The sequence below is a fragment of the Streptomyces sp. NBC_01551 genome (assembly GCF_026339935.1).
In the GTDB taxonomy this organism is placed as follows: Bacteria; Actinomycetota; Actinomycetes; order Streptomycetales; family Streptomycetaceae; genus Streptomyces.
Genome location: NZ_JAPEPX010000001.1, coordinates 3,271,230 through 3,295,130, shown reverse-complemented (window position 1 = coordinate 3,295,130; position 23,901 = coordinate 3,271,230). Strand labels below are relative to the sequence as shown.

Below are 23,901 nucleotides of genomic sequence, written 5' to 3'. Positions count from 1 at the left end.
TCTCGTCCGCACGTGCGGTGGGCCCCCATCAAGGGCCTTTTCGGGGTTCTCCGGTGAACGCTACAGCCTCCGAACCGCTCACCGTTCGGACAATGGCGCGCGGTGGCCTTGTGGTCACGGAACGGGTACCTGGCTTGACGTGTGCTTGCCCTCCGGCAGACTGGGCGCGACATGCGCTCAGCCAGAGGCGTAGGGACACACCCCGAGGGGAAGCAACAGTCATGAGCCAGGACGGCACTCAGGGCCGGTACGCAGGCGGCTCCCTGGCCGGTGGCCGTTACCAGCTAAGGGATTTGCTCGGCGAGGGCGGCATGGCGTCCGTCTACCTCGCGTACGACTCCGCACTGGACCGACAGGTCGCCATCAAGACCCTGCACAGCGAGCTCGGCCGGGAAGCTTCCTTCCGCGAGCGTTTCCGCCGTGAGGCGCAGGCTGTTGCGAAACTGTCGCACACGAACATCGTCTCGGTATTCGATACGGGCGAAGGCGACCTCGACGGCGCCCTCATGCCGTACATCGTCATGGAGTACGTCGAGGGCAAGCCGCTCGGCTCCGTCCTGCAGGCGGACGTCAACCAGTACGGGGCGATGCCGGCCGACAAGGCCCTGAAGGTGACGGCCGACGTGCTGGCCGCGCTGGAGACCAGCCACGAGATGGGCCTGGTCCACCGCGACATCAAGCCCGGCAACGTGATGATGACGAAGCGCGGCGTCGTCAAGGTGATGGACTTCGGCATCGCCCGGGCGATGCAGTCCGGCGTCACCTCGATGACGCAGACCGGCATGGTCGTCGGCACCCCGCAGTACCTGTCGCCCGAGCAGGCGCTGGGGCGCGCGGTGGACGCCCGCTCCGACCTGTACTCGGTCGGCATCATGCTGTTCCAGTTGCTGACCGGGCGGCTGCCGTTCGAGGCGGACTCGCCGCTGGCCATCGCGTACGCGCACGTCCAGGAGGAGCCGGTCGCCCCGTCCTCCATCAACCGGTCGGTGAGCCCGGCGATGGACGCGCTGGTGGCGCGGGCCCTGAAGAAGAACCCGAACGAGCGCTTCCCGACGGCCGCGGCCATGCGGGACGAGATCGCTCGGGTCATGTCCGCCGGTCAGACCGGTGCTCCGATGATCGTCCCGGGTGTCGGTCCCGTGAGCAGCGGCGCCGGTGTGAGCTCGGCCGTGTTCCCGCCGGTGGACTCCGGCTTCCAGGCGCCGCCGCAGTCGCTCCAGCAGCCGTACCAGGCGCCGCACACCCCGGCGCCGTCCCCGTACGCGCCGCAGCAGCAGCACGCGCAGGGCGGATACGCCTACCCGCAGCAGCAGCACACGCCGCCGCCGGCCGCACAGCACCACCAGCAGCAGTTCGTCGCGCAGACCCCGCCGCCGTACACGATCTCCCCGGCCGCGCCCCAGGTCCCGGCCGGGAACTCCGGCGGCGGTGGCGACAAGCGGAACACCCCGGTGGTCGTGGGCGCGATCGCGGTGGCCCTGATCGCCATCGGCGGCCTGATCTGGGCGATCGCGAACAACGGCGACGACAAGGGCGGCACCGAGGCCGGTCCCTCGAGCTCCTCCTCGGCGTCCGCGTCGGCGAAGGCCGGCCACAAGGGGCCGGACCGGTCGCGCACGATCGAGGACACGAAGTGCAAGAACCCGACGAAGTACTACAACGACGCCACCAAGTACACGGCGCCTGACTTCCGCTACAAGGACATCCTCTCGGTGAAGGCCTGCATCCAGGCCGCCGGCTGGAAGTACAAGGTCGTGGAGAAGGACGAGGCCGTCTACGGCGAGGACATCGTCGTGGAGCAGAACCCGGCGCCGTCGGACAAGGTCGACAAGGAGGGCACCGAGTTCACGCTGACGGTGTCCACCGGCAACCCGGAGTAGGAGCCGGTCGCGGTCGTGACGTCCCGGTCGTGACGTCCTGGTCGTGACGTCGCGGCCGCGCCGTCGACGGCGTGACGTCGTGGCCGCGACACGCCCGGCCGCGACACTCCCGAACGGGCGGGCCGCTCTGATGGGCCGCCCGGGATGCCGGTTTTGCCCCACCATGTGAACCTGAGCGAAACAGCACGGCCTCCACCGGGACCCCGAGTCCGGGGAGGCCCTCAGGGACGGGAGGGGCATCCCGTGACTCGACGCCCGCGCGCGCCGCACTGGCTGGCCGGGGCCGTGCTGGCCGCCGCGGTGCTCGCGCCCGCGACCGCCTGCGCCGTGGCACCCGGCGCCCCCGGGCGGATCGCCCTGACTCCCTTGACCCCGTTCGGCACGGCGGCGTTCGCCCCGGCGAGCCGTGCGGCCGCGCCCGACGACGCCGGGCCCCTGGGCGACGTACCGGACACGGCTCACGGGGGACTCGCCGGCACTCTCGCCGGGGCCGGTCGGGAGCGGCCCGGGCGGCCGGCGGCCGAGCCCGCCAACCCCGAGACCCTGCTGGCCTCCCGGCCGCTGCGGCTGCGGCCGCTCCAGGAACCCGCCGAGCCGCCGGCCGCGCGGCCCGTCGCGCCGAGCCCCCCGGGCCGGCCGAACCCGCCCAGCGTGTCGAAGCCGTCGAGCCCGCCGGACCCGCCACGGCCGCAGACCCCGCCCGGCGTGTCGCAGGAGCCGTCCCGGCCGGCCGCCGCCCTCGGCACCGAGCCGAACGACCGGGCCGCCGACCTGGCCGCCCACATGCTGCCCCTCGGCACCGGATTCGCCCTGATGGGGCTCGGTCTCGGCTTCATGGGGATGCGGCTGCGGCGCGGGCCGTAGGGGCGAACGGGCGGCCTCGGAAGGGCTCTTGAGGCGGAGGGGGAAGCGCGCGTCCCCCTGTGGATGTACGCCGCAGGATGGTTGCGGGGGCCTGCATACCCGGTATACATACTGAGTATGTCGATCCGCCACGGCCTTCTCGCCCTGCTGGAACGGGGTCCTCGGTACGGCTCCCAGCTGCGTACCGAGTTCGAATCCCGCACCGGCTCCACCTGGCCGCTCAACGTCGGGCAGGTGTACACCACCCTCTCCCGCCTGGAGCGCGACGGACTCGTCGCCCCCGGCGGCGAGGACGACGCCGGGCACACCCTCTACGCCATCACCGACACCGGACGCGCCGAACTGCGGCAGTGGTACGAGCGCCCCGTCGACCGCACCAACCCGCCCCGTGACGAGCTGTCGATCAAGCTCGCCATGGCCGTGGGCGCCCCTGGCGTGGACATCCGCGCCGTCATCCAGTCCCAGCGGCACGCCACGATCAAGGCGATGCAGGACTACACCCGGCTCAAGGCCCAGGCACTCACCGAGATCGAGAGCGGCCGGTCCGGCGAACGCGACGACCTGGCCTGGCTGCTCGTCGTGGAACAGCTCATCTTCCAGACCGAGGCCGAGGCCCGCTGGCTCGATCACTGCGAGTCCCGGCTCGTCCGGCTCTCCCAGCCGGCCGACCGGAGAGCCGAAGCCGAACCGACCCGGGCCACGACCGCCACCCCGGCCACCGCCACCCCGGCCACCGCCACCCCGGCCACCGCCGCCGCGGCTCCCGCGGCCACCGCCACCGACCGGCCCCGCACCGCCCGCACGCGGCGGGGCTGAACCACCGTCCCAGGGGGACCCTTCATGCCCGACCAGCCCGTATTGCAGTTGGACAAGCTCGTCCGCACCCATGGCAGCGGAGCCACCGAGGTGCACGCCCTGCGCGGTATCGACCTGTCCGTCCACCCCGGCGAACTCGTCGCCGTCATGGGCCCCTCCGGGTCCGGCAAGTCCACGCTGCTCACCCTCGCCGGGGGCCTCGACACCCCCAGCAGCGGCCGGGTGATCGTCGAAGGCACCGACATCACCGTCGCGAGCCGCAAGGAGCTGGCCGCGCTGCGCCGCCGCAGCATCGGCTACGTCTTCCAGGACTACAACCTGATCCCGGCCCTCACCGCCGCCGAGAACGTGGCCCTGCCCCGCGAACTCGACGGGATATCCGCCCGCAAGGCCCGGGTGTCCGCGCTCGCCGCCCTGGAGGAGATGGGCCTCGGCCACCTCGCGGACCGGTTCCCCGACGAGATGTCCGGCGGCCAGCAGCAGCGCGTGGCCATCGCCCGCGCCCTGGTCGGCGACCGCCGGCTGGTGCTCGCCGACGAACCCACCGGAGCCCTCGACTCCGAGACCGGTGAATCCGTCCTCGCGCTGCTGCGCTCCCGCTGCGACGCGGGCGCCGCCGGCGTCCTCGTCACGCACGAGCCGCGGTTCGCCGCCTGGGCCGACCGGGTCGTCTTCCTGCGCGACGGCAGCGTCGTCGACGAGACCCTGCGCAGCCACGCCGACTCGCTGCTCTCGGGGCAGGCGGCCGGCCTGTGACCTCCTCGCCCCAAGGCTGGTACCACTCCTGGGTCGCGGCGATCCGGATCGCCCGCCGCGACGCCTGGCGCTCCAAGGGCCGCAGCGCCCTCGTCCTCGCCATGATCGCCCTGCCGATCGTCGGCGTGAGCGCGGCCGACCTCACCCTGCGCAGCGCCGAACTCTCCACCGAGCAGAAGATGGAGCGGGTCCTCGGCGCGGCCGACGCCAAACTGACCCTCCCCCACGTCACGGGCCCCGTCTACCAGCAGCCCGACGGCGAGAACTACGCGCCGGTCGGCGGGTACGACAAGTACCAGTCCTCCCAGGAGCCGGACGATCCGAACCGGCTGGGCACCGCCCTCCCGGCGGGGAGCCGGTCCGTGAAGGACAGCGTGGGCAGAACCAAGGTCCGCACCACGCACGGGCTGCTCGACACCGAGCTACGCGAACTGGACACGCGCAGCCCGATGGTCAAGGGCATCCTGACGCTGGACCGCGGCCGACTGCCGCAGGCGCCGGGCGAGGTCATCGCCACCCAGGCCTTCCTGGAGGACTCCGGGTACTTCGTCGGGTCCGCGGTGACCCCGCGCGGCTCGACGACCTCGTACAAGATCGTGGGCGCGTACGAACTCCCCGACGCCCTGGGGCGGGCGCAGCTCATCGCGCCGCCCGGCAGCCTGATCGACCCGCTGGAGAAGATGCTCGTCGCCGCCGGCAACCCGGGGCTGCGGGCCCAGCACAGCTACCTGGTGACGGTCGGCGGTGATGGTTTCACGTGGAACATGGTGAAGGAGACCAACGCCAAGGGCGTCCTCGTCACCTCCCGCGCCGTGATGCTCGACCCGCCCGCCGACTCCGACGTGCCGCTGTACAAGCAGCAGCCGAAGGACCAGTGGGGCGGCAGCGCCGCGATGCGGGCCACCGAACTGGCCGTCCTGGCCACCGTGGTGGGCCTGGCCATGCTGGAGATCTGCCTGCTGGCCGGACCCGCCTTCGCGGTGGGCGCCCGCCGCTCGCGCCGCCAGCTCGGGCTCGTCGGCGCCAACGGCGGCGACCGGCGCCACATCCGGGCCATCGTCCTGTCGGGCGGCCTGGTCATCGGCGCCGCGTCCGCCGTCATCGGCACCGTCGTCGGCGTGGCCCTCACCTTCGGGCTCCGGCCGGTGCTGGAAGGCCGGATCGGCAGCCGCTTCGGCAGCTTCGACGTCCGCCCCCTGGAACTCCTCGGGATCGGGCTGCTCGCCGTCCTCACCGGGCTGCTGGCCGCCGTCGCCCCGGCGGTCACCGCCTCCCGGCAGACCGTCCTGGCCTCGCTCACCGGCCGCCGCGGCGTCCGCCGGGCCAACCGGGTGCTGCCCGTCATGGGCGTCGTCGCCATCTGCGGGGGCACCGCCATCGCCCTGTTCGGCAGCGTCTCCGACATGGGCTCCGTGGTCGTCGCGGGCGGCAGCGCCCTCGCCGAGCTCGGCATCGTCGCCCTCACCCCGGTGCTGGTCGGCCTGTTCGGGCGGATCGGGCGGTGGCTGCCGCTGTCGCCGCGGCTCGCGCTGCGCGACGCCGTGCGCAACCGGGGACGTACGGCCCCCGCCGTGGCCGCCGTGCTGGCCGCCGTCGCCGGGACCGTCGCGATCGCCGTGTTCCAGCACAGCGGCGACCTCCAGCGCCGGCACGAGTACGTCGCCTCCCTGCCGTACGGCAGCGGGATGGCCCAGGTCACCGAGAACTCCGGCCACAAGGAGGTGCCCGCCGTACGGCAGGCGCTGGCCAGGGAACTCCCGCTCGCCGTACGGGCCGACGTGGACAGGCTCGTCGTCGGCAAGCCGGGCTGCGACTCCTGGTCGGAAGAGCCCGGCTGCGGCCGGGCCGAGATCATCACCCCGAAGGACCAGCGCTGCCCGCTCTTCGAGGGGAGCGGGCCGGCAGCCTTCACCACCGAGCAGCAGCGGGCCCTGCGCGACGACTGGCGGTGCCAGGAGGGCCGGCACGGCGTCGCCGAGGACACGGTCGTCGCCGACGAGAAGCTGCTGACCGTCCTCGCCGTCACCGACCCGGGCGCGGCCGCCGCGCTGAAGTCCGGCAAGGCCGTCTCCTTCGACAAGCGGATCGTGAAGGACGGCAAGGTCAACGTCCGGCTGATCGCCGACTCCAAGGCCGCCTCGGTCTTCTCGGGGCGCGGGGAGGACCCGCCCGGCGAGAACAAGGTCATAGCCGCCTACCAGGCACCCGCCGGGAGCGACGGCTACGGCCTGCGGCTGGTGCTGCCGCCCGCCGCCGCCAAGGCGGCGGGGCTGACCACCGCGCCGTTCGGCTCGTACTTCACCCTCGACGGCGAGGCCACCTCCGAGCAGCGGCAGAAGCTGGACGGGGCGCTCGACGCGATGGGCGTGGAGACCGACGTCACCGTCGAGAAGGGCTACCAGGGCGACAACTCGCTGGTCCTGCTCGCCCTCACCGTCTTCGCGGGCCTGGTCACCATCGGCGCGGCCGGCATCGCCACCGGGCTGGCCCAGGCGGACGCCGAGGCCGACCTGAAGACCCTGGCGGCGGTCGGAGCGCCCCCGCGGGTGCGGCGGGCCCTGAGCGGCTTCCAGTGCGGCGTGGTGGCCCTGATGGGCGTCGTCCTGGGCTCGGCGGCCGGAATCCTGCCGGCGGTCGGCCTGCGGCTCACCGAGCGGCGGGAATCGACCTCCCTGTACGAGACCGGGATCGCGCAGGGGTACGTCGGGAAGTCGGAGCTCGCGCCGTACGTGCCGATCGCGGTGCCGTGGGAAACCCTGGGCGCGCTGCTGATCCTGGTCCCGCTGGGCGCGGCGCTGCTGGCCGCGCTGGTCACGAAGTCCAGCGGCGCCCTGGCCCGGCGCGCGGCGGGGTAATCCCCGGGCCCCCGTACAGGGTGGATCACGCCCGTACGGGGGCACACCGTGTGAGAGCGAAGGTGTGCGAGAGAATGGCGGCATGGAGATGCCGAGGAGTGAACGGTCGCAGGACAGTCCCCCGCACGTCCTGATCGTGGGACAGGACGGGATGGCGGTCGGCGGCGCCGATGACGAGTCGCGCGAGGTCCCGGTGACGGAGATGGTCGAACAGCCCGCCAAGGTCATGCGGATCGGCAGCATGATCAAGCAACTCCTGGAAGAGGTACGTGCCGCTCCTCTCGACGAGGCGAGCAGGGTCCGGCTCAAGGACATCCACGCCGCGTCGGTGAAGGAGCTGGAGGACGGCCTGGCACCGGAGTTGGTCGAAGAACTGGAACGCCTTTCCCTCCCGTTCACGGAGGAAGCCATTCCCTCCGAGGCGGAACTGCGCATCGCGCAGGCCCAGTTGGTGGGGTGGCTGGAGGGGCTCTTCCACGGCATCCAGACGGCCCTGTTCGCGCAGCAGATGGCGGCGCGGGCCCAACTCGAACAGATGCGCCGCGCCCTCCCGCCCGGCGCCCCCACCGACGACGAAGACGGCCCCCACGGCGCCATCCGCTCGGGCCCGTACCTCTAACCCCACCCCAGGCCCGGACCGCCCAAGCGCTCCGGGCCTCTCCACACCCGGCCCCGCCGCCCCACCCAGCCCGTCCGGCGTTTGAGTACCGGGGCCCGGGGCCGGCCCACGCAAAGGCGCCGCACGGCCACACCCGGCCCCGCCCCACCCGGCCCCGCCGACGCTTGAGGCGCGGGGCAGGGGCGGAGCCCCGGGGAGCTTCCGGCCCCGCCGGTCCACCCAGCCCGTCCGGCGCTTGAGGACCGGGTCAGGGCGGAGCCCCGGGAACGGAGGAAGGGCGGGGCGGGGAGAAGCCCGCGCAGCGCCCACCCATCCCACGTAAGCGGCTCGTAAGTCCGCAACCCCGCAGGGGACATGGCCGCCTCATACTCGGGGTATGACCTACGACGCGATCGTCCTGGCCGGCGGCGCAGCCACCCGCCTCGGAGGCGCGGACAAACCCGCCCTCCCCGTCGGCACCCGCACCCTCCTCGACCGCGTCCTCGCCACCTGCCCCGACGCCCGCACCACCGTCGTCGTCGGCAGCCGCCGCCCCACCGCCCGCCCGGTCCACTGGACCCGTGAGACCCCGCCCGGCGGCGGCCCCCTCGCCGCCCTCGACGCAGGCCTCCGCGCGACCACCGCCCCCCTGGTCCTCGTCCTCTCCGCCGACCTCCCCTTCCTCGACCGGGCGACGGTCCAGGCTCTCCTGAACACCCCCTCCGCGGACGGCGCCACCCTGCGCGACCCCACCGGCCACGACCAGCCCCTCGTCGCCGCCTACCGCGCGGAACCCCTGCGCCGCGAGATCGCCCTCCTCGCCACCGAACACGGCACCCTGGCCAACCTCCCCCTGCGCGCCCTCACCGCCGAGCTGGACCTGACCCCGGTCAGCATCACGGCCACCGCGCCCCTCGCCTCCTTCGACTGCGACACCTGGGAGGATCTCGCCGCCGCCCGCGCCCGGATCAGGGAGCATGGGAACGTGCTGGACGAATGGATGACCGCAGTCAAGAACGAGCTGGGCATCGACGTCGCCGTCGACACCAAGACCCTCCTCGACCTCGCCCGTGACGCCGCCCACGGCGTCGCCCGCCCCGCCGCCCCGCTGACCACCTTCCTGGTCGGCTACGCGGCCGCCCAGGCGGCGGCCACCGGCGCCGACCCCGCCCAGGCCGTCGCCGACGCCTCCCGCAAGGCCGCCGACCTGGCGCTGCGCTGGGCCGCCGAGGCCGAGGCCGATGCCCAGGAGAGCGGCTCCGGATGACCCCCACCGACGCCGGCGCCGACCCCACGACGGCCCCGACCCCGCCGAAGACCTCCGCCGAGCAGGCCCTCGACGAGGCCCTCGCCCTGGTCAGCCGCGCCCCCGGCGGACCCGGCACCGCCGCGCCCCACACAGGCTCCGCGGGCCCCACAGGACCCGCCGCCCCCGAGGGCCACCGCGCCTCCCCCTGGCCCCGCGCCCGGGAGATCGCCGCGTACGCCGGCTCCGGCGTCCGCCCCCGCACCCACCGGGTGCCCCTCGCCGACGCCCTCGGCGACGTCCTGGCCGCTCCCCTCGACGCCCTCACCGACCTGCCGTCCTTCGACACCTCCGCCATGGACGGCTGGGCCGTCGCCGGCCCCGGCCCCTGGACCGTCCGTCCCGGCGACGGGGTGCTCGCCGGCCGCGAGCGCCCCGCGCCCCTCGCCGACGGCCAGGCGGTACGGATCGCCACCGGCGCCCGGATCCCCTCCGACACCACCGCCGTGATCCGCAGCGAGCACTGCCGCGAGGCCGGCTCCCAGCTGTTCGCCACGCGCCCCGTCGGCACCGGCCAGGACATCCGCCCGCGCGGCCAGGAATGCCGCTCCGGCGACCTGCTGCTGCCCGCCGGCTCCCTCGTCACCCCGGCCGTGCTCGGCCTCGCCGCCGCCGCCGGCTACGACGAGCTGCCCACCCGGCGCCGCCCCCGCGTGGAGATCCTGGTGCTCGGTGACGAGCTGCTCACCGAGGGCCTCCCGCACGACGGCCTGATCCGCGACGCCCTCAGCCCGATGCTCGGCCCCTGGCTCACCCGCATCGGCACAGAGGTCACCGCCACCCGGCGGCTCGGCGACGATCCCGCCGGAGCCGAGGCCCTGCTCAAGGCCGTCACCACCTCCGAGGCCGACGTGGTCATCACCACCGGCGGCACCGCCTCCGGCCCCGTCGACCACGTCCACCCCGTGCTGGAGCGGGCCGGCGCCGAGCTGCTCGTCGACGGGGTCGCCGTCCGGCCCGGGCACCCGATGCTGCTCGCCCGGCTCGGGGACCGCGCCGACGGCCGCCACCTGGTCGGCCTGCCCGGCAATCCGCTCGCCGCCGTCTCCGGGCTGCTGACCCTCGCCGAACCGCTGCTGCGCGCCCTCGCCGGCCGCGCCCGGCGCCCCCGGTACACCGCGCCCGTGCGGGACGACGTGCCCGGCCACCCGTACGACACCCGGCTCGTCCCGGTCGTGCTGAGCGACGAGCACGCGGTGCCGCTGCGCTACCACGGCCCTGCGATGCTGCGCGGGGTGGCCACCGCCGACGCGCTGGCCGTCGTACCGCCGCACGGAGCGCGGGCCGGACAGGACCTGGAGATGCTCGATCTGCCGTGGGCAGCGGGGGGATGTTTCACGTGAAACTTGAGGGCTCGGACGCGATGGCGCGGGGCGCGGACGAGAAGCTCGTCTCGCGGCGCATCAAACTGCCCACCCGCGTGGTGGAGAAGCCACTGCGGCAGGTGACCCGGCGTCTGCTGATGGCCCTGTTCGTGATGTTCCTGACGGTGCTGCTCGTATGGGTGGACCGCGACGGCTACCACGACAACGCCAACGAACAGGTGGACTTCCTCGACTGCGTCTACTACGCCACCGTGACCCTGTCGACGACGGGCTACGGCGACATCGTCCCGTACAGCGACAGCGCGCGGCTGGTCAACATCCTGCTGATCACGCCGCTGCGCGTGCTGTTCCTGATCATCCTGGTCGGCACCACCCTGGAAGTGCTCACGGAGCGGACCCGGGAAGAGTGGCGGCTGAACCGCTGGAGGAAGAACTTGCGTGACCACACGGTCGTGGTCGGCTTCGGCACCAAGGGCCGCTCGGCCCTGCAGACGCTGCTGGCCACCGGGCTCCGGAGGGAGCAGGTCGTCATCGTGGACCCGAGTGCCAAGGTGATCGACATCGCCAACTCGGAGGGCTTCACGGGTGTCGTCGGCGATGCCACCCGCTCCGACGTCCTGCTGCGCGCCGAGCTCCAGAAGGCCCGTCAGATCATCATCGCCACCCAGCGCGACGACACGGCGGTCCTCGTCACGCTGACGGCGCGCCAGCTCAACCGGGGGGCGAAGATCGTCGCGGCGGTCCGCGAGGAGGAGAACGCGCCACTGATCAAGCAGTCCGGGGCCGACGCGGTCATCACGAGCGCGAGCGCCGCCGGCCGGCTGCTGGGCCTGTCGGTGCTCAGCCCGAGCGCGGGCACCGTGATGGAGGACCTCATCCATCAGGGCACGGGCCTCGACATGGTCGAACGGCCCGTCAAGAAGGCCGAGGTCGGCAAGTCGGTGCGGGACACCGGCGACCTGGTGGTCAGCGTGCTGCGCGGCCACCGGCTGCTGGCGTACGACGATCCGCACGCGAGCCCCATCCAGTCGACGGACCGGCTGATCACGATCGTCCGCGCGAAGCCGCCCACCTCGCCGCCGGTGACGCTGGGATCGGCCGAATAGCGGTCGGAGTTGGCGTACCCTCCGGGCCATGCATGCGATCACCATCGAAGAGCCCGGCGGTCCCGAGGCCCTCGTCTGGGCCGAGGCACCCGATCCGGTGGCGGGCGAGGGGGAGGTGCTCGTCGAGGTCGTGGCGAGCGCCGTGAACCGCGCCGACATCCTTCAGCGGCGGGGGTTCTACGATCCGCCACCGGGCGCCTCGCCCCATCCCGGGCTGGAGTGCTCCGGCCGGATCGTCGCGATCGGCCCCGGCGTGTCCGGCTGGGCGGTCGGCGACGAGGTCTGCGCGCTGCTGGCCGGCGGCGGGTACGCGGAGCGGGTGGCCGTCCCGGCGGGCCAGCTGCTGCCGGTGCCGGACGGCGTGGACCTGGTGACGGCGGCCGCGCTGCCGGAGGTGGCGTGCACCGTCTGGTCGAACGTGTTCATGGTCGCGCACCTGCGCCCCGCCGAGACCCTGCTGGTGCACGGCGGCTCCAGCGGCATCGGCACCATGGCGATCCAGCTCGCCAAGGCGGTCGGCGCGACGGTCGCGGTCACGGCGGGCGGCCCCGAGAAGCTGGCGCGCTGCCGGGAGCTGGGCGCGGACATCCTGATCGACTACCGCGAGCAGGACTTCGTCGAGGAACTTCGGGCCGCGACGGACGGGGCCGGGGCGGACGTGATCCTGGACATCATGGGCGCGAAGTACCTGGGCCGGAACCTGGACGCGCTGGCCGTGAACGGCCGGCTGGCGGTGATCGGCCTCCAGGGCGGGGTGAAGGGCGAGCTCGACCTGGGCGCGCTGCTGGCGAAGCGGGCGGCGGTCACCGCCACCTCGCTGCGGGCGCGGCCGCTGGAGGAGAAGGCCGCCATCGTGGCCTCGGTACGGGAACACGTGTGGCCGCTGGTCTCGGCGGGCCGCGTCGCCCCGGTCGTGCACGCCACGTTCTCGATGGCCGACGCCGCGGAGGCCCACCGCGTCATGGAATCCAGCGCCCACGTGGGCAAGCTGCTGCTGAAGGTCTGACCGGGCGGGCCGGGCACCGCCGGGCCCCCGTACCGTCCGTGGCGGTCGGGGGCCCAGCGGCGGGACGGGGTCCGGTCAGAGGGTGCGGAGCAGCACCGCCGGGGATTCGACGCAGTCGGCGACGTAGCGCAGGAAGCCGCCCGCCGCGCCGCCGTCACACACCCGGTGGTCGAAGGTCAGCGACAGCTGGACGACCTTGCGGACCGCCAGCTGACCCTCGTGGACCCACGGCTTGTCGACGATCCGGCCCACGCCGAGCATGGCCGCCTCGGGGTGGTTGATGATCGGCGTGGAGCCGTCCACCCCGAACACCCCGTAGTTGTTCAGGGTGAAGGTGCCGCCGGTCAGGTCGGCCGGCGCCAGCTTGCCGGTCCGGGCCAGCTCCGTCAGCCGCCCGAACTCCGCCGACAGGGACTCGGGGTTGCGTGACTGGGCGTCCCGGACGACCGGGACCACCAGGCCCCGCTCGGTCTGCGCGGCGAAGCCCAGGTGCACCGACGGGAGCCGGACGATCTCGTTCGCCGCCAGGTCCACCGTGGAGTTCAGCTCCGGGTAGCGGGCGAGCGCGGCCGTGCAGATCCGCGCGAGCAGCGCGAGTACGGAGATCTTGGGGCCGCCCGCGGCGTTCATCGCCGCCCGGGCCGCCATCAGCTCCGTGGCGTCCGCGTCGACCCAGCAGGTGGCCTCCGGGATCTCCCGCCGGCTGCGCGACAGCTTCTCCGCCACGGCCCCGCGAAGGCCCTTGAGCGGGATCCGCACCGCACCCTCCGGCGCGGCGACGGGGGCGGCGGCCGGGGTGGCGACCGGAGCGGGCGCGGCCGGCGCCCGCAGCGCCGCCTCCACGTCCGCCCGCAGGATCAGCCCCTCGGGCCCCGACCCGTTCAGCGCGCGCAGGTCCAGCCCGTTGTCCCGGGCCAGCTTGCGCACCAGCGGCGAGATCACCGGGACCGGCCCGGAGACCCGTACGGGAGCCGGAGCAGGAGCGGCCGCCGGCGCGGGCGTCACGGCCGCGGCCACGGGCCGGGCGACCCGCTTGCGGCGCGTCGGCCGGGAGTGGTCCGTACCGTAACCGACCAGCACGTTCCCCGAGCCCGAGGGCTCGTCGGCGTCGGCTTGTACCGCCTCCGTGCCCGCTCCCACCGCCACGGTGATCAGCGGGGAGCCGACGGGAAGTTCCGTGCCCTCCTCCCCGAAACGGGCGGTGACGACACCGCCGTAGGGGCACGGAACCTCCACCATCGCCTTGGCCGTCTCGACCTCGACGACCGGCTGGTCCACCTCGACCACATCGCCCACCGCCACCAGCCAGCGGACGATCTCGGCCTCGGTCAGTCCTTCCCCGAGGTCCGGCAGCTTGAATTCCATGACCTGCGGCATCAGTTCTCCCACTGCAGGCGGGCCACGGTGTCCAGGATCCGGTCCACACCGGGCAGGTGGTGCTTCTCCAGCATCGGCGGCGGGTACGGGATATCGAAGCCCGTCACGCGCAGCACCGGCGCCTCCAGGTGGTGGAAGCACTTCTCCTGGATGCGGGCGACGAGCTCCGCGCCCGGTCCGCCGAAGCCGTTCGCCTCGTGGACCACGACCGCCCGGCCGGTGCGGCGTACGGACGCCACGACCGTGTCCTCGTCGAACGGGACCAGCGAGCGCAGGTCCACGACCTCCAGGTCCCAGCCCTCCTCGCGCGCCGCCTCGGCGGCCTCCAGGCACACCGGCAGCGAGGGCCCGTACGTGATCAGCGTCGCGCTCGTGCCCGCCTTGCGGACCAGCGCGTTGCCGATGCCCGGCACGGCCGCGGGGCTGTCCGGGTTCCAGTCGGCCTTCGACCAGTACAGCCGCTTCGGTTCCAGGAACACCACCGGGTCGTCGCTCGCGATCGACTCGCGCAGCAGCCCGTACGCGTCCTCCACCGTCGCCGGGGTGACCACGTGCAGCCCGGGGGTGGCCACGTAGTACGCCTCGGAGGAGTCGCTGTGGTGCTCCACACCGCCGATCCCGCCGCCGTACGGCACCCGGATGGTGATCGGCAGCGGCATCGCGCCGCGCGTGCGGTTGCGCATCTTCGCCACGTGCGAGATCAGCTGCTCGAAGGCCGGGTACGCGAACGCGTCGAACTGCATCTCGACGACCGGCCGCAGTCCGTACATGGCCATGCCGACCGCGGCGCCGAGGATGCCAGCCTCCGCGAGCGGGGTGTCCGTACAGCGGTCCTCGCCGAATTCCTTCGCGAGGCCGTCCGTGATCCGGAAGACGCCGCCCAGGGCGCCGACGTCCTCGCCCATGACGTGGACCGTCGGGTCCTCCGCCATCGCGTCGCGCATCGCGCGGCCCAGCGCCTGCGCCATCGTCGCCGGCTTGGCGACCCGCTTCTGTGCCACCGTGCTCACTGCTCCTCCGCTTCGAGCTCGGCGCGCAGCATCTCCGCCTGCTCGCGCAGCCGGCCGGTCTGCCGCGCGTAGACGTTCTCGAACAGGTCCATCGGGTTCAGGACGGGCTCGGCGTTCATCCGCTCGCGCAGCGACGCCGCCATCACCTCGGCCGCGGCCTTGGCCTCCTGGATGCCGGCCTCGTCCAGCAGGCCGCGCGCCGTGAGCTCGCGCTCCAGCAGGTCCACCGGGTCGTGCGCCTTCCACGCCTCGACCTCGGCGTCACCCCGGTAGCGGGTCGCGTCGTCGGCGTTGGTGTGGGCCTCGATCCGGTACGTGACCGCCTCGATCAGGGTCGGACCGCCGCCCGAGCGGGCCCGCTGGACCGCCTCGGCCAGCACCTCGTGCATGGCGGCCACGTCGTTGCCGTCGACCAGCCGGCCCGGCATCCCGTACCCCACGGCCTTGTGGGCCAGCGTCGGGGCGGCGGTCTGCTTGGCGAGCGGGACGGAGATGGCGAAGCCGTTGTTCTGGACCAGGAAGACCACCGGGGCCTGCCAGACGGCCGCGAAGTTCAGCGCCTCGTGGAAGTCGCCCTCGCTGGTGCCGCCGTCGCCGACCATGGCGAGGGCGACCACGTCGTCCCCGCGCAGCCGGGCGGCGTGCGCCAGGCCCACCGCGTGCGGCAGCTGGGTGGCGAGCGGGGTGGACAGCGGGGCTATCCGGTGCTCGCGCGGGTCGTACCCGGTGTGCCAGTCGCCGCGCAGCAGCGTCAGGGCCTGTACGGGGTCCAGCCCGCGCGCCACGGCCGCGAGGGTGTCGCGGTAGGACGGGAAGAGCCAGTCCTGCTCCTCCAGGACCAGCGCGGCCGCGATCTCGCAGGCCTCCTGGCCGACCGTCGAGGGGTACACGGCGAGACGGCCCTGCCGGGTCAGCGCGGTGGCCTGGGCGTTGTAGCGGCGGCCGCGGACCAGCTCGGTGTAGCACCGGCGCATCAGCTCGGGGTCGAGCTTGTCGGCCGCGGCGGTGCCCAGCACCCGGTACGGCTCCGGGTCCGGGAGCAGCGGGGCGGCATCCGTACGCGGACTCCAGGCGGGCGGCGGGGTCGAACGGTGGGACGCACCGGCACCGGGCAGCTCTTGGACCGTCATGGCGGCGTACACCTCCTCATGGGAAGCGGGCAGGGAGCACCCCGGATGTGAGGCGCCTCACCAACCGATTGTTCGGTTGTCCACGCAATTTGGCTACAGGCGGCTCCAGGCTGTGGACAAAGTGGCGCCGGGGCCCTGGGATGGATGCAGGACGTCCAAGAGAGGGAGGCAGTGGGCAATGCCGGATGAACAAATGGCCGGAACGGGTTCCGCACCGGTCCCACCGGGGGGAGCCCCCGGGGGCCCTCAGGTCCCACCGCGCCCACTGGACTCGATCGACCGGTCGATCATGCGACTGCTCCAGGCGGACGGCCGCGCGTCCATACGGTCGGTCGCGGAGCAGGTGCACGTGTCGCGGGCGAACGCCTACGCCCGGATCAACCGGCTGATCGACGACGGGGTCATCCGGGGCTTCACGGCCCGGGTCAACCATGAACGCGCGGGTCAGGGCGCGTCGGCGTACATCACCCTCAAGATCGTCCAGAATTCCTGGCGGACGGTCCGCGAAAAGCTCCGCGAACTGCCGGGCGCGGCGCACATCGCGCTGGTCAGCGGGGACTTCGACGTCCTCCTGCTGGTGCACACGCCGGACAACCGCACCCTGCGCGAGCTGGTCCTGACCCGCCTCCAGTCCATCCCGGAGGTGCTCTCCACGCGCACCCTGCTGGTGTTCGAGGAAACGGACCTCCTGGCCCCGGGCACGCCGGCGGGCCCGCCGATCACGGAGGACTAGGCCATTGGGGCTGCTACGGCGCCGTGCGCAGGCCGTCGAAGGCCATGTGGACCACCGCGTCGGCGAGCTGGCCGTGGTCGGCGCCCGGGTGCGGGCGGTACCACTCGACCAGGGAGTTCACCATGCCGAACAGCAGGCGGGTGGCGAGCCGGATGTCCACGTCCGCCCGCAGGTCCCCGTCGGCCGCGGCGGCCTTCAGGAGGTCCGCCACCTGGTGGTCGAACTCGCGCCGCCGCTCCAGGGCCCAGCGCTCGGTGCGGGTGTTGCCGCGCACGCGCAGCAGCAGCGTCACGTACGGGAGCTCCGCGAGGAGCACCTCCACCGTGCGCCGCGTGACGTACTCGACCCGCTCGACCGCCCGGCCGCGGACGGCGCCGGGCTCCTCCAGGACGGCGAAGAGCCCGTCGAGCGCCCGGCTGACCGCGCGCCGCAGCAGCTCTTCCTTGCCGGCCACGTGGTGGTAGATCGAGGACTTGGAGATCCCGGCCGCCTTGGAGAGGTGCTCCATCGAGGTGCCGTCGTAGCCGCGCTCGTTGAAGACCTGGACCGCCACGGTCAGCAGCGTCTCCGGGGTGTACGTGTCCCGCCTGACGGTGGTCATTCCGTTTCCTCCCCCTCGTCCCCGGCCGCGTAGCCGAGCCGGAACAGCGCCAGCGAGGGCGCGTATCGGCCGCCCGGGCAGCGTTCGTCCAGGTGGTGCAGCAGGTCGTACGCCCAGTCCTGGCCGAGGCGCTCGTGCCATTCGGACGGGCCCAGCGGGTAGTTCACGCCGAGCCGCATCGCCGTGTCGATGTCCTCGGCGGTGGCGACGCCGCGCGCGACGGCGTCGGCCGTGAGGTCGATCAGCATCGCGACGGTCCGGGCGACGATCATGCCGGGGACGTCGCCGATGACGGAGACGCTCTTGCCGAGCTTCTGGAACAGGCCGATCGCCTCGGCGAGGGTCCGCTCGCTGGTGTCCTCGCTGGCCGAGAGCGCGATCCGGGTGGCGCCGCGGTAGTCGAACGCGAGGTCGAAGTAGACGACGTCCGCGAACTCGACCGAGGTCTTGCCGTCCGCGAGGACGAGCTGGCCCTCGCCCGGCAGCTGGATGTACGGGCCGCCGTGCTCGGTCGCGGTCACCGCGATCCCCGCCTCCTCCAGGAGGTCGGCCAGGTCCGCCGCCGGGCCGAGATCGCCGACGACGGTGACCTTGGCCGGGGCTTCCTCGGGGCCGGCTGTGTGCGGGGCGGGCACCTGCGCGTCCGGGCCGTACGGGAACCAGCCGTGCCCCGACTTGCGGCCGAGGCGGCCCGACTGGACCAGCCGGCGCTGCGCGAGGGAGGGCGTGAACTTCGGGCTCCGGAAGAACGAGTCCCAGACCGAGCGGGTGACCGCCTCGTTGACGTCCTGCCCGATCAGGTCGGTCAGCTGGAACGGGCCCATCTTGAAGCCGCCGCTCTCGCGCAGCACGGCGTCGATGGTGGCGGGGTCGGCGCCCTGCTCCTCGTACACCGAGAAGGCCTCGGCGTAGAAGGGGCGGGCGATCCGGTTGACGATGAAGCCGGGGGTGTCGGCGCAGCGGACCGGCGTCTTCCCCCAGCCCAGCACGGTGCGGTACGCACGCTCGGCGGCGGCCGCGTCGGTCGCGAAACCGCTGACCACCTCGACGAGCGGGAGCAGCGGGGCCGGGTTGAAGAAGTGCAGGCCGAGGAAGCGGCCGGGGTGCGCGAGACCGGCGGCGAGCTCGGTGACGGAGAGGGAGGAGGTGTTGGTGGCCAGCAGCGCGTCCGGCGAAACCACCTCTTCGAGTGCGGCGAAGAGCGCGCGCTTGACGGTGACGTCCTCGACGACGGCCTCGATGACGAGGGCGGCGTCCGCGAGCTCCTCCAGTTCGCCCGCCGAACCGATTCGGCCGGCCGCGTCCTCGGCCTCGGCGCGGTCCAGGCGGCCCTTGGCGGCCATCCGCTCGACCCGGTCCCGCACGGCTGCGACGCCGTCGACGGCGAGCGCGGGGCTGATGTCGTAGATCAGCACGCGGTGACCCGCGAGGAGGGCGACCTGGGCGATGCCCTGTCCCATAGTGCCGGCGCCGACGACCGCCACTGTGCGGGACCGCTCGATTGCTGTCATGACCCGATCCTCCCGCACCGACTTATCCACAGGTCTGCCGGGCCCTCTTGTCCCGACCGATCGTTCGGTTACTCTAGCTCCAGTCTGCTCTTCTTCACCCGCCCTTGCCTGATCTCAGTCTGCGAACCAGCCTGATCTTGCCCGGCTCAACGAGGAGTTGGTCCCTGATGGCCGCCGCGCTCACCGTCCCCCAGCTGTCCGCCAAGCACCGGCCCACCCTGGAACAGGCGCTGGCCGCCATCCGCAGCCGCGCCTACTGGTCCCCGCACCCCGAGCACCCCAAGGCGTACGGGGAGACCGCCCCGGCCGACGGCCTCGCCGCCTTCGAAGCCGTGCGCGGCACCCGCTTCGACCTCGGCCAGCCCGGTACGGACGGCTGGGCCGGCGCCGAGGTGTCCCCGTTCGGCCCGAAGCTGGGCGTCGAGTACCCGCACGTCGACCCGGACGTGCTGCTGCCCGCGATGAAGGCCGGCATGGGCGCCTGGCGCGACGCCGGTCCCGAGGCCCGCGCCCTGGTCTGCATCGAGATCCTGGCCCGCATCGGCGCGCGCACGCACGAGTTCGCGCACGCGGTCATGCACACCAGCGGCCAGGCGTTCATGATGGCGTTCCAGGCCGGCGGCCCGCACGCGCAGGACCGCGGCCTGGAGGCCGTGGCCTACGCGTACGAGGAGCAGACCCGCGTCCCGGGCCAGGCCGACTGGTCCAAGCCGCAGGGCAAGAGGGACCCGCTGGAGCTCGGCAAGAGCTTCACGGCGGTCCCGCGCGGCATCTCGCTGATGATCGGCTGCAACACCTTCCCGACCTGGAACGGCTACCCGGGCCTGTTCGCCTCGCTGGCCACGGGCAACGCGGTGCTGGTCAAGCCGCACCCGCGCGCCGTGCTCCCGCTCGCGCTGACGGTGAAGGTGGCCCGCGAGGTCCTCGCAGAGGCCGGCTTCGACCCGAACCTGGTGGCGCTGGCCGTCGAGCGTCCGGGCGAGGGCATCGCCAAGTCCCTCGCCGTCCGCCCCGAGATCAAGCTGATCGACTACACCGGGTCCACCGAGTTCGGCGACTGGCTGGAGGCCAACGCCCGCCAGGCGCAGGTCTACACGGAGAAGGCCGGCGTCAACACGGTCGTCGTCGACTCGACCTCCGACTACAAGGGCATGCTGTCCAACCTGGCCTTCTCCCTCTCCCTGTACAGCGGCCAGATGTGCACCACCCCGCAGAACCTGCTGATCCCGCGCGACGGCATCGAGACGGACGCCGGCCACAAGACGTACGACGAGGTCGTCGCCGACCTCGCCGCCTCGGTCGGGGGCCTGCTGGGCGACGACGCCCGCGCCAACGCGCTGCTGGGCGCGCTGGTCAACCCGGACGTGAAGACCCGTCTGGAGGCGGCGGCCGGCCTCGGCGAGGTCGCGCTGGCCTCCCGCGAGGTGGCGAACCCGGAGTTCCCGGACGCGGTGGTCCGCACCCCGGTGATGGTGAAGCTGGACGCCGCCAAGCCCGACGACTCGGCGCCGTACCTCTCGGAGTGCTTCGGCCCGGTCTCCTTCGCGGTAGCGGTGGACTCCACGGCGCACGCCCTGGACCTCCTGCGCCGCACGGTGCGCGAGAAGGGCGCGATGACGGTGGGCGCCTACACCACCTCCCCGGACACCGAGCGGGCCATCGAGGAGGTCTGCCTGGAGGAGTCCGCGCAGCTCTCCCTCAACCTGACCGGCGGGGTCTACGTCAACCAGACCGCGGCCTTCTCCGACTTCCACGGCTCGGGCGGCAACCCGGCCGCGAACGCCGCCCTGTGCGACGGCGCCTTCGTCGCGAACCGCTTCCGCGTGGTGGAGGTCCGCCGCCAGGCCTAACCGGCGTGGGGTCCGCCGTGGGGTCCGCCCCAGTGGAAGAGCGTCATGGCCACGCTCGTGGCCAGGTTGTAGCTGGACACCTGGGGCCGCATCGGCAGGGACACCAGATGATCGGCTCGCCCCCGCAGCTCGGGCGAGATCCCGTGGCGCTCCGAGCCGAAGGCGAGCAGGGCGTCGTCCGGGAGGGTGAGGGCACGGATGTCCTCGCCCTCCGGGTCGAGCGCGTACAGCGGCCCGGAGGGCAGGGTGTCGATCTCCACCCGGTCCACGGTGGTGGCGTAGTGCAGCCCGGCCCCGGCCCGGACCACGTTCGGGTGCCAGGGGTCGAGGTCGCCCCGCGTCACCACGCCGGTAGCCCCGAACCCGGCGGCGAGCCGGACGACGGCCCCCACATTGCCGAGATTCCGGGGATTGTCGAGCACCACGACGGGCGCGCTCCGCGGCCGCCGGTCGAGCCGGGCCCGCCCTTCCTCCCGATCGGGCCGCACGGCCAGCGCCGCCACCCCGGTGGGATGCACCCGGGTCACGAGCGCCCGCAGCTCCGCCGCGCACACGAGCCGCCCCACCTCCGCCGCCACGTCGGGAGCCAGCTCCTCGGCCAGCGCCCGCACGGCATCCGGATCATCGGCGACGACCGCCCGCACGTCCGCCCCGAACCGCAGGGCGTGCTTCAGCGCGTGAAACCCGTCGAGCAGAACAAGATCCCCCCGCTCCACGTCCTCCCGCCACCGCCGCGCGGTCTCCTCACACCCCTGCCACTCACTCATACCGCCGACCCTACGTTCCCGACCGATCCCCACCGACGCACCGATCCCCACCGCCCTACCCAGCCCCGCCACTCCACCCAGCCCCAGTGGCCCCACAGCCCCGCCGGCCCCGTCCGGCTCCGCCGCCCCACCGGCCCCACCGGCCCCACCGGCCCTGGTGGCCCCGGTAGCCCCGGTAGCCCCGGTGGCCCCGGTGGCCCCGGTGGCCCGTAGGCCCATCCAGCCCGGCCGCTCCATCGAATCCCGGTAGCCCCACGGCCCCGCCGACGCATCCGGCCCGCCGCCCCACCCGGCCCTGCCGGCCCCATCCAGCCCCGCCGGCGTTTGAGGCGCGGGGGTTCGGGGGCTGGCCCCCGACAGCGGCGCCGCACCCGAACCGGGTCCGGGCGGAGCCCGGGAAGACGGAGAAAGGGCGGGGCGGGGAGCAGCTCCGCGCAGCGGACCCGGCACCCCCTCAGACGGTCAGCGCCCGCCCGGCCCCACTTCCACCGGCACCCCGACCGCCTCACCATCCGCAGGCCCCGGCACGGCCACCGACCGCCGCCCCCACCCGCGCCCGCGCCCGCGCCCAGAGGCCATGACCCCCAGCCACACCAAAAACCCGGTCGGCAAAAACACCGCATCGGCGGCGATCATCGCCATCGAAAAGAACGGCAACCCCAACAACACCGCGATCCCCGCATGCTCCAGCATCATCACCGCCAGCAGCACGTTCTTGATCCGCCGATTGAACAGCGTGAACGGAAACGCCACCTGCACCGCCACCGTCCCGTAAGACAGCAGCATCACCAGCACCCCGCTCCCCGCCAGCACCCCCGACAGCGCCGGCCACGGCGTGAAGTAGTCCAGCCGCAACGGGTAGTACAGCGCCGTCCCGTCCTGCCACCGCGAGCCCTGGATCTTGTACCAGCCCGCCGTCGCGTAGATCAGGCAGACCTCCGCCATGATCACCAGCATCCCCGCGTTGTGCAGCAGGTTCGCCAGGACGTCCAAGACCGCCCGGCCCTCACCCTCCGGCTCGTACCGCTCGACCGTCCACCACAGGCCCAGCACCACCCACACCGCCGCGAAGGCCACCAGCCACCCGGCCGTGAGCCGCCCCGCCACCGCCCCGTAGCCGACGACGACCCCCAGCACCCCCCACAGCACCGGCCCGGCCACGTCCCGCGAACCCCGCGAGCCCCGCGCCACCCCCCGGCGGGCCCGCGCATCCAGCGACCACACCTGCCCGCACCGCGTCAGCACCAGGTAGATCGCCATCAGGTGGATGACGTTGTCCCCGCCGTCCCCCATGAACACGCTGCGGTTCTGGAGCGACAGCACCCCGACCATGAACACCACGGACATCGTCCGCGTCCGCCAGCCCAGCATCAGCGCCGCACTCGCCAGCACGGACACGGCGTACACGCACTCGAACCACAGCGCGGAGCCGGACCACATCAGCACGCTGAACGCCTCGTTCGAGTCCGTCAGCCGCCGCGCCAGCTCCCAGCTCCACGGCCCGTCCGGCCCGTACAGCTCGCCGCGGTTCGGGAACTCCCGCAGCAGGAAGAACAACCACGTCGCGGAGAACCCGATCCGCACGACCGCGCTCTGGTACGGCCCCAGCGCCTGCCCGGTGGCCTTCGCCAGCCCGCGCCCCGCCGCGGCCCGCAGCCGTGTCACACCGTCCACCACGGCAGCTCCCGGTAATAGGTCTGCGTGTCGGTCCGCTCCGTCGACCACGACGGAGCGGGCACCGCCCGGGTCGCCGAGCGCAGCTGGATCCGTACGATCCGGCCCTCCGTGTGCACGGGGGCCAGCCGGTCCACCGCGATCCGCCGCAGGTACTGCTCCGACAGCTCGCCGCGCTCGCCGCCCGGCTTCTCGTCCTCGTCGTGGGAGCCGGTGTAGAAGTCCCAGGCCCGCCGGAGCTCGTTCTGCTCCGTGTGGCTCGGCAGCAGGCTGTGCCGGATCGCCGCGCCGTCCTCGGCGGACAGGTCGCGCCAGGTGCCGGTGACCAGCTTTCCGGCCTCCGTCCGTACCTGGGCGCGGGCCTCGACGGCGATGTTCTGCTGGAGCGGGTTGGGGGCGAAGAGCTTCCAGTTCTGTTCGAATTCGGGGTAGACCCAGCCGTCGATCATCCCGGCGTGCCGCTTGCTCAGCGTGTTCGACGGGGCGACGTGCAGGAACACCAGCGCCAGGTGCCAGCAGGCGGCGACCGCCACGGCGCCCAGTGCCAGCGCGGTGACGACCCGGTACGGGGTGGACAGACCAGCGATCCCGGGCGCCCGGGGCGACGGCGCGACATCCGCCGGAGGGGCCCCTTCCGCACGCTCGCGCTCGTTCGAATCCATCCTGCCCCGATCATCCGGTGTCCACAGGGTTGACCACAGAGGTTGACACCCTACGGGCCGCCGTCTCACCATTG

Annotated in this window: 20 protein-coding genes; 12 read left to right on the top strand and 8 right to left on the bottom strand. The window is 73.3% G+C overall.

The window, feature by feature from the left end; genetic code table 11:
* Positions 1-221: 221 nt before the first annotated feature.
* The 10 genes from OG982_RS14740 to OG982_RS14695 all read left to right on the top strand — a co-directional run bounded on the left by OG982_RS14740 (position 222) and on the right by OG982_RS14695 (position 12,512).
* Positions 222-1,880, top strand: a complete 1,659-nt coding sequence (locus OG982_RS14740; protein ID WP_266786702.1) for a protein kinase — start codon at positions 222-224, stop codon at positions 1,878-1,880.
* A gap of 243 nt (positions 1,881-2,123) precedes the next feature.
* A complete protein-coding gene (locus tag OG982_RS14735) occupies positions 2,124-2,744 on the top strand; it encodes a hypothetical protein (protein WP_266786703.1) in 621 nt (206 codons plus the stop codon).
* 117 nt (positions 2,745-2,861) lie between these two features.
* Positions 2,862-3,560, top strand: coding sequence for a PadR family transcriptional regulator (locus tag OG982_RS14730; protein ID WP_266948674.1), 699 nt, complete (start codon positions 2,862-2,864; stop codon positions 3,558-3,560).
* 24 nt (positions 3,561-3,584) lie between these two features.
* Entirely contained in the window at positions 3,585-4,316 is a 732-nt protein-coding gene (locus OG982_RS14725) for an ABC transporter ATP-binding protein (protein ID WP_266786705.1), read from the top strand.
* A 101-nt stretch (positions 4,317-4,417) separates the two neighbouring features.
* Positions 4,418-7,171 carry an ABC transporter permease gene (locus OG982_RS14720; protein ID WP_266949919.1) on the top strand — a complete coding sequence of 918 codons (2,754 nt, stop codon included), beginning with the start codon at positions 4,418-4,420 and terminating at the stop codon, positions 7,169-7,171.
* Positions 7,172-7,253: 82 nt separating this feature from the next.
* Positions 7,254-7,790: a bacterial proteasome activator family protein gene (locus OG982_RS14715; protein ID WP_266786706.1), complete on the top strand. Its 537-nt coding sequence runs from the start codon at positions 7,254-7,256 to the stop codon at positions 7,788-7,790.
* A 376-nt stretch (positions 7,791-8,166) separates the two neighbouring features.
* Positions 8,167-9,036 carry an NTP transferase domain-containing protein gene (locus tag OG982_RS14710; protein WP_266948673.1) on the top strand — a complete coding sequence of 290 codons (870 nt, stop codon included), beginning with the start codon at positions 8,167-8,169 and terminating at the stop codon, positions 9,034-9,036.
* Positions 9,033-10,418, top strand: coding sequence for a molybdopterin molybdotransferase MoeA (locus tag OG982_RS14705; RefSeq protein ID WP_266786708.1), 1,386 nt, complete (start codon positions 9,033-9,035; stop codon positions 10,416-10,418). Before OG982_RS14710 ends, OG982_RS14705 begins: the two co-directional genes overlap by 4 nt.
* On the top strand, positions 10,406-11,506 hold the full coding sequence (locus OG982_RS14700; RefSeq protein WP_266786709.1) for a TrkA family potassium uptake protein: 1,101 nt from the start codon (positions 10,406-10,408) through the stop codon (positions 11,504-11,506). The genes OG982_RS14705 and OG982_RS14700 overlap by 13 nt, the downstream gene beginning before the upstream one ends.
* A gap of 28 nt (positions 11,507-11,534) precedes the next feature.
* On the top strand, positions 11,535-12,512 hold the full coding sequence (locus tag OG982_RS14695) for an NAD(P)H-quinone oxidoreductase (protein WP_266786710.1): 978 nt from the start codon (positions 11,535-11,537) through the stop codon (positions 12,510-12,512).
* Positions 12,513-12,587: 75 nt separating this feature from the next.
* Here the strand turns inward: OG982_RS14695 and OG982_RS14690 are convergent, their stop codons facing one another.
* Genes OG982_RS14690 through pdhA form a run of 3 tightly spaced genes read right to left on the bottom strand, consistent with a single transcriptional unit; the run spans position 12,588 to position 16,029 of the window.
* The gene (locus OG982_RS14690; RefSeq protein ID WP_266948672.1) at positions 12,588-13,889 is read right to left on the bottom strand and encodes a dihydrolipoamide acetyltransferase family protein; all 1,302 of its coding nucleotides are present in this window, start codon (positions 13,887-13,889) and stop codon (positions 12,588-12,590) included.
* Entirely contained in the window at positions 13,889-14,857 is a 969-nt protein-coding gene (locus tag OG982_RS14685) for an alpha-ketoacid dehydrogenase subunit beta (RefSeq protein WP_266791948.1), read from the bottom strand. The genes OG982_RS14690 and OG982_RS14685 overlap by 1 nt, the downstream gene beginning before the upstream one ends.
* A 38-nt stretch (positions 14,858-14,895) precedes the next feature.
* The gene (gene pdhA, locus OG982_RS14680; protein ID WP_266786712.1) at positions 14,896-16,029 is read right to left on the bottom strand and encodes a pyruvate dehydrogenase (acetyl-transferring) E1 component subunit alpha; all 1,134 of its coding nucleotides are present in this window, start codon (positions 16,027-16,029) and stop codon (positions 14,896-14,898) included.
* A gap of 193 nt (positions 16,030-16,222) precedes the next feature.
* Here pdhA and OG982_RS14675 point away from each other — a divergent pair, with 193 nt between their 5' ends.
* Positions 16,223-16,762, top strand: a complete 540-nt coding sequence (locus OG982_RS14675; protein WP_266791949.1) for an Lrp/AsnC family transcriptional regulator — start codon at positions 16,223-16,225, stop codon at positions 16,760-16,762.
* 13 nt (positions 16,763-16,775) lie between these two features.
* On the opposite strand, the gene OG982_RS14670 is transcribed toward OG982_RS14675, so the two are convergent.
* Both OG982_RS14670 and OG982_RS14665 read right to left on the bottom strand, forming a co-directional pair.
* Entirely contained in the window at positions 16,776-17,363 is a 588-nt protein-coding gene (locus tag OG982_RS14670; protein ID WP_266786713.1) for a TetR/AcrR family transcriptional regulator, read from the bottom strand.
* A complete protein-coding gene (locus tag OG982_RS14665) occupies positions 17,360-18,874 on the bottom strand; it encodes a 3-hydroxyacyl-CoA dehydrogenase (protein WP_266786714.1) in 1,515 nt (504 codons plus the stop codon). Before OG982_RS14665 ends, OG982_RS14670 begins: the two co-directional genes overlap by 4 nt.
* A gap of 167 nt (positions 18,875-19,041) precedes the next feature.
* Here OG982_RS14665 and paaN point away from each other — a divergent pair, with 167 nt between their 5' ends.
* A complete protein-coding gene (paaN, locus tag OG982_RS14660; RefSeq protein WP_266948670.1) occupies positions 19,042-20,724 on the top strand; it encodes a phenylacetic acid degradation protein PaaN in 1,683 nt (560 codons plus the stop codon).
* Here the strand turns inward: paaN and OG982_RS14655 are convergent.
* The 3 genes from OG982_RS14655 to OG982_RS14645 all read right to left on the bottom strand — a co-directional run bounded on the left by OG982_RS14655 (position 20,721) and on the right by OG982_RS14645 (position 23,827).
* Complete coding sequence (locus tag OG982_RS14655; protein WP_266786716.1) at positions 20,721-21,491, bottom strand: RNA methyltransferase; 771 nt, start codon at positions 21,489-21,491, stop codon at positions 20,721-20,723. The two genes, paaN and OG982_RS14655, sit on opposite strands and share 4 nt — an antisense overlap.
* A 462-nt stretch (positions 21,492-21,953) precedes the next feature.
* Complete coding sequence (locus tag OG982_RS14650) at positions 21,954-23,156, bottom strand: HTTM domain-containing protein (RefSeq protein WP_266791950.1); 1,203 nt, start codon at positions 23,154-23,156, stop codon at positions 21,954-21,956.
* A complete protein-coding gene (locus tag OG982_RS14645; RefSeq protein WP_266786717.1) occupies positions 23,153-23,827 on the bottom strand; it encodes a DUF5819 family protein in 675 nt (224 codons plus the stop codon). Before OG982_RS14645 ends, OG982_RS14650 begins: the two co-directional genes overlap by 4 nt.
* Between the last annotated feature and the right edge of the window lie 74 nt (positions 23,828-23,901).